This is a genomic window from Streptomyces sp. NPDC059567 (assembly GCF_042735655.1).
Classification (GTDB): domain Bacteria; phylum Actinomycetota; class Actinomycetes; order Streptomycetales; family Streptomycetaceae; genus Streptomyces.
Genome location: NZ_JBHWBS010000177.1, coordinates 1 through 6,352 on the forward strand (window position 1 = coordinate 1; position 6,352 = coordinate 6,352).

General features: G+C 74.1%; 1 protein-coding gene and 1 pseudogene. Both read right to left on the reverse strand.

Translation table 11 applies throughout. The features are described 5' to 3' along the window. Nucleotides 1–5,360, reverse strand: a pseudogene (locus ACFVZW_RS36445) (beta-ketoacyl synthase N-terminal-like domain-containing protein); the annotation flags it as partial. Between the two features lie 87 nt (nucleotides 5,361–5,447). Continuing rightward, nucleotides 5,448–6,352, reverse strand: a 905-nt coding sequence (locus ACFVZW_RS36450) for a phosphopantetheine-binding protein (RefSeq protein WP_384530802.1), incomplete at its 5' end; no start/stop codon positions are given.

The following is a 6,352-nucleotide window of genomic DNA, read 5'->3' on the forward strand; positions in this document are numbered from 1 at the left end:
ATGAGGTGGCGTGCGCCGTGGTGGGTGACGAGGTGGCGGGCGAGGAGGCTGCCGAGTGCGCCGGTGCCGCCGGTGATCAACACCGTCCCCTCCGGGTCCGGCGGCGCCGGCAGCGTCAGCACCGCCTTGCCCGTGTGCCGGGCCTGGCTCAGATACCGCAGCGCCTCCGGTGCGTGACTCACGTCCCACGCGGTCACCGGCAGCCGGCGCAGCGCACCCGACTCGAAGAGCCGCACCAGCTCGACCAGCATCTCCTGGACCCGCTCGGGTTCCACCCGCATCAGGTCGTACGCGGTGTACGTGACGCCCGCGTACCGCTCCTGGACCTCGGCCGCGTCCCGGATGTCGGTCTTGCCCATCTCCAGGAAGCGGCCGCCGGGCGCCAGCAGGCGCAGTGACGCGTCGACGAACTCCTGGGCCAGCGAGTTGAGGACCACGTCGAAGCCCCGGCCGCCGGTCGCCTCGCGGTACTGCTCCTCGAAGTCGAGCGTACGGGTCGAGGCGATCCGGGCCTCGTCGACGCCCAGCGACCGCAGCACGTCCCACTTCGGCCTGCTCGCGGTGCCGTAGACCTCAAGGCCCCAGTGGTGCGCCAGCTGAAGCGCGGCCATGCCCACACCGCCGGTCGCGGCATGCACGAGCAGCGACTCTCCCCGGCGCACCTTCGCGAGATCCTCCAGGCCGTAGTACGCCGTGAGGAACACGACCGGAAGGACGGCCGCGTCGGTGAACGTCCAGCCCTGCGGCATCCGGGTCACCCACCGGTGGTCCGTCACCGCGACCGGTCCGATCGCACCCAGCGGGAACAACCCCATCACCCGGTCGCCGACCGCCACCGAGGTCACCCCGGGCCCCGTCTCCAGGACGACACCGGCCGCCTCGCCGCCGATCCGCGCCTCGTCGCCCGGGTACATGCCGAGACCCACCAGGACGTCACGGAAGTTCAGCCCCGCGGCCCGTACGGAGACCCGCACCTCTCCCCGGCCCAGCGGCGCACCGGCCTCGGGCGCGGGCAGCAGCGCCAGGTTGCCCAGGGTGCCGGAGCTGTGCACGTCCAGCCGCCAGTGCGGGGTGTCCTTCGGCGGCACCAGGACCTCGGGCGCCGCGTCGGCCCGCACCAGCCGGGGCGCGTAGACCCCGCCGTCCCGGACCGCGAGCTGGTGCTCGTCCCCGGTGAGCAGCGTCGACAGGGCCGCGGTGAGCCCTTCCGCGCGCTCCTGGAAGGCACCGTCCACGTCCAACAGGGCGAACCGGTCCTGGTGTTCGGTCCGGGCGGAGCGCAGCAGGCCCCAGACGGCGGACGCGGCCAGATCCCGGATCTCGGGACCGGGCCGGGCGGCCACCGCCCCTCGGGTGACCGCGACCAGCCGGGGCTCGACCGTGGCATCGGCCGGCCACTCCAGCTCCAGCCAGCGCTGCGTCAGCGCCAGAGCCCGGGCGGTCACCGCATGCAGCCGGTCCGGCAGGTCGTCGGCCGCGGACGCGTCGTGCTCGTCCACCGCGTCGTCGACGAAGGTGGCGAGCACGAGCCCCGGAGCCTCGGCGCCCGCAGCGACGGCCGCGCGCAGAGCTGCGGGGTCGGCGTGGGTCTCCGCGCCGAGCGCGTCCGCCAGTCCCAGCGGGTCCGCTCCGAGGACCACGACACCACCCGGGACCTGTGCCGGGGCGTCGGAGGCCGGCAGCGGCTTCCAGTCGAGCAGATGGAGCGGGGTACGGCCGCCGGCGCCTTCCTCGGCGGCGGCCGTCAGGTCGGCCAGGGCGCCGGCCCGCGCGGTGAGCGCCTCCACCGTGGCGACCGGGGCGCCCGTCGGGTCGGTGATCCGCAGCCGCATGGTGTCCTCGCCCGCACGGGTCAGACCGACCCGGACCCGGGTCGCCTCCACGGCGTGCAGTGCCACCCCCTGCCAGCTGAACGGCAGCAGGACGCTCTCCGCGTCCTCGCCCATGACCTCCCGCGCCCACGGGTGGAGCGTGGCGTCGAGGAGCGCCGGGTGGAGGGTGTGTCCGGTGGTGTCGACGCCCTCGGGGAGGGCGACCTCGGCGTAGAGGTCGTCGCCGTCGCGCCAGAGGGCGGTGAGGCCCTGGAACGCGGGGCCGTAGCTGTAGCCGTGGGCGTCGAGACGCTCGTACAGACCGGTCAGGTCGATCTTCTCGCCGGGCGGAGGCCAGGGGAGCGCCTCGGGGGCCGGGTCGGCGTCCGTCAGGGTGCCGGAGGCATGCCGGGTCCAGGACTCGGACTCGTCCGTGCGTGAGTGGACGGTCAGCGGCCGGCTGCCGTCGGCGGATGCCGGACCGACCGTCACATGCAGGGTCACCGCGTCGTCGGGGCGCAGCACCAGCGGGGCTTCGAGGGTGAGTTCCTCGACGGTGGGGGTGTCGGTGTGGCTCGCGGCATGCAGGGTGAGGTCGATGAAGGCCGTGCCCGGAAGCAGGGTGGAGCCGCCCATGGTGTGGTCGGCGAGCCAGGGGTGGGTGCGCAGGGAGATCCGGCCGGTGAGGACCAGCTGGTCGGTGTCGGCGAGGGTCACCAGGGCGCCCAGGAGCGGATGCTCGGAAGAGACGAGACCCGCGGCGGCGACATCCGTCGTCGTGGCACCGGGGGAGAGCCAGAAGCGCTCCCGCTGGAAGGGGTAGGTGGGGAGCTCCTCCGGCGGAACGGGCGTATGGTCCGGGAGCCACGCGGCCGGGCTGTGGCCGCCCGTGTGCAGGCGGGCCAGCGCGGCGTTGAACGACGCCACCTCCGGGGCCTTCTTGCGCAGCGTGGGCGCCAGGGTCGCGGGCGCGGTGAGGGTGTCCTGCGCGAGCGCGGTCAGGGTGGCGTCGGGGCCGAGTTCGAGGTAGCGGGTGACGCCGTCGGCTTCGAGGTGCTGGATGCCGGGGTGGAAGCGGACGGCCCGGCGGATGTGTTCGGCCCAGTAGGCGGGGGTGGTGAGGTCGTCGCCGGTGGCGGGGAGTCCGGTGACGTTGGAGATGACCGGGATCTTCGGGGTGTGGAAGGTCAGTTCGCCGATGGCCTGGCGGAAGTCGTCGAGGACGCCGTCCATGTGGGCCGAGTGGAAGGCGTGGCTGACGGTCAGACGGGTGCTCTTGCGGCCCTGCGCGGCGAAGTGCTGCGCGACGGCCTCGGCGGCGTCCGGCGCGCCCGAGATCACCGTGGCCTCGGGCCCGTTGACGGCGGCGACGTCCAGATCGTCGCCGACGGAGCCCAGCACCGCCCGCACCTCCTCCTCCGAGGCGCGCAGCGCGATCATGGCGCCGTCGGAGCGGGCGGACTGCATGAGCCGGCCCCGGGCGGCGACGAGCGAGACCGCGTCCGGCAGCGACAGCACCCCCGCGACATGCGCGGCGGCGATCTCGCCGATCGAGTGGCCGATCAACACGTCGGGGGTGAGGCCGTCGTGCTCCAGGGTCCGGTACAGCGCGGTCTGGAGCGTGAACAGCGCCGCCTGCGCGTACTCGGTCCGGTTCAGGAGCTCCGCGTCCTGCCCCCACATCACCTCGTGCAGCGGCCGGTCGAGGATCGCGTCGAAGCGGTCGCACACCTCGCAGAACGCGGCGGCGAACACCGGGTGGGTCTCGTACAGTTCGCGGCCCATGCCGAGCCGCTGGCTGCCCTGGCCGGTGAAGAGGAAGGCCGTCTTGCCGGGGGTGACGGTGCCCATGGTCACGCCGGGGGCTTCGGCGCCTTCGGCGAGTGCGGCGAGGCCGGCGAGGAGCGTGGTGCGGTCGGCGGTGTCGACGACGGCTCGGTGGTCGAAGCGGGTACGGGCGGCCAGCGAGGCGGCCACGTCCTGGACGGGTGTCTCGGGGTGCCGGGTGGCGTAGGTGTGGAGGCGGCGTGCCTGCTCGCGCAGGGCCTCGTCGCTCCTGGCCGACAACAGCCAGGGCAGCGCCGCGAGTTCGGGGGCGTCGTCCTCGCGCGGACCGTCCGCCCGCAGCGGTCGGGCGTCCGGCTCTTCAGCGGGCTGATCGTCCGGCTGCGTGGCGGGCTGTTCCACCGCCTGCTCGACGATGACGTGCGCGTTGGTGCCGCTGATCCCGAACGACGACACGGCGGCACGCAGCGGCAGTTCGCCGGCGGCGCTCCACGGTCGCTCTTCCGTGAGCAGCCGGACCGTGCCGTCCGACCAGTCGACATGGTCCGTGGGCCGGTCGACGTGGAGCGTGCGCGGCAGCACGCCGTGCCGCATCGCCATCACCATCTTGATGACACCGCCGACGCCCGCCGCGGCCTGCGTGTGACCGATGTTGGACTTCAGCGAACCGAGCCACAGCGGACGTTCGGCGTCGTGCTCACGGCCGTAGGTGTTGATCAGGGCCTGCGCCTCGATCGGGTCGCCCAGGGTCGTGCCCGTGCCGTGCGCCTCGACCGCGTCGATCTGATCGGCCGTCAGCCGTGCGTTGGCGAGCGCCTGGCGGATCACCCGCTCCTGCGCCGGCCCGTTCGGCGCCGTCAGCCGGCCGCTGGCACCGTCCTGGTTGGTGGCCGTGCCCCGCACCACCGCGAGAACCGGGTGCCCGTTGCGTACCGCGTCCGACAGCCGCTCCACGAGCAGCAGGCCCACACCCTCGCTCCAGCCGGTGCCGTCGGCACCGGCGGCGAACGCCTTGCAGCGGCCGTCGGCCGCGAGACCGCGCTGCCGGCTGAACTCCACGAAGGTGTTGGGCGTCGACATCACCGTCGCGCCGCCGGCCAGCGCCAGCGAGCACTCGCCCTGCCGCAGGGCCTGCGCCGCCAGGTGCAGGGCGACCAGTGAGGAGGAGCAGGCGGTGTCCACGGAGACCGCGGGGCCCTCCAGGCCGTAGACGTAGGCCAGTCGGCCCGACGCCACACTGCCGAGGCTGCCGCTGGCCAGATAGCCCTCGTACTCCTCGGGCGCCGGCTGCAGCCGCGAGGCGTAGTCGTTGTACATCACCCCCGCGAACACCCCGGTGTCGCTGCCGCGCAGCGACGTCGGGTCGATGCCCGCCCGCTCGAACGCCTCCCAGGCGGTCTCGAGCAGCAGTCGCTGCTGAGGGTCGGTGGCCATGGCCTCGCGCGGGCTCAGCCCGAAGAAGGCCGCGTCGGCCTCCGCGGCGTCGTAGAGGAAGCCGCCGTGCGCGGTGGTGGACTTGCCGACGGCCTCCGGGTCGGGGTCGTACAGGTCCTCGTCCCAGCCCCGGTCCTCAGGGAACGGTCCGATCGCGTCGGTGCCTTCACTGACCAGCCGCCACAGGTCCTCGGGGGAGGCGACCCCGCCCGGGTAGCGGCAGGCCATGCCGATGATCGCGATCGGTTCGTGCTGCGCCTGCTCGATCTCCGAGATCCGGCGCCTGGCCTGCCTCAGATCGGTGGTCGCCCGCTTGAGATAGTCGCGGAGCCTGTCTTCGTTGTTCGCCACGGAGCTCAACCTTCACTGCTGGTGATGACGGATGTACGGGACCGGCGGAGGCCGCCGGGACGGGGGTCAGGACAGGCCGAGCTCCTTGTCGAGGGCGTCGAAGAGCTCGTCGTCCGTCGCGGAGTCGAGGCCGCCGTCGTCGACCTCCCCGAGGGACGCGGTGAGGCTGTGCCAGCTCTGCAGCACGTGCTGCAGCCGCTGGGTGATCTCCGCCGCCTCCGCCGCGCCTGCTGCGGCGGCGCCGGCCGAGTGCTGCCTGAGCAGCGCGTCGAGCCGTTCGATCGCCTCCAGCGGCCCCGCCGGGTCGGCGGGACCGGTCGCCGGGGCCAGCTCGGCGAGCAGGTGCCGGGCGAGAGCCGCCGGGGTCGGATGGTCGAAGACGACCGTCGTCGGCAGCCGCAGCGCGGTGACGGCGTTGAGCCGGTTGCGGAACTCGACGGCGGTCAGCGAGTCGAACCCGAGGTCCAGGAGCCCGCGTTCGGCCTCGATCCGGTCCGGCGAGCCGTGGCCGAGCACCGCCGCGACGTGCTCCCGCACCAGGCCGAGGAGAAGGCCCTCGCGGTCCTCCGCCGGGGTCGCCGCGAGCCGGTCCGCGAGCGGTACCGCCCCGGCGCCCGGCCGCGCCCCCGTGCCCGCCGCCGCGGTCCGTCGCACGGCCCCGCCGCGCACCAGTCCGAGCAGGGGCTCGGGGCCCGTCCCCGAGGCCGCGAGGGTCCGCAGGGCGGACAGGTCGAGCCGCGCCGGGTAGAGCAGCGCCTCGTCCGAGCCGAGGGCGGTGTCGAGCATCCGCAGGGCCTCGGCCGGCGGCATCGGCACGATGCCGGAGCGGCGCAGCCGCGCGAGGTCGGCCTCGGACAGCCGCTCGCCCATGCCGCCCTCGTCCCAGAGTCCCCAGGCGAGGGAGGTGGCGGGTTGGCCTTGGGTGTGGCGGTGGTGGGCGAGTGCGTCGAGGAAGGTGTTGGCGGCTGCGT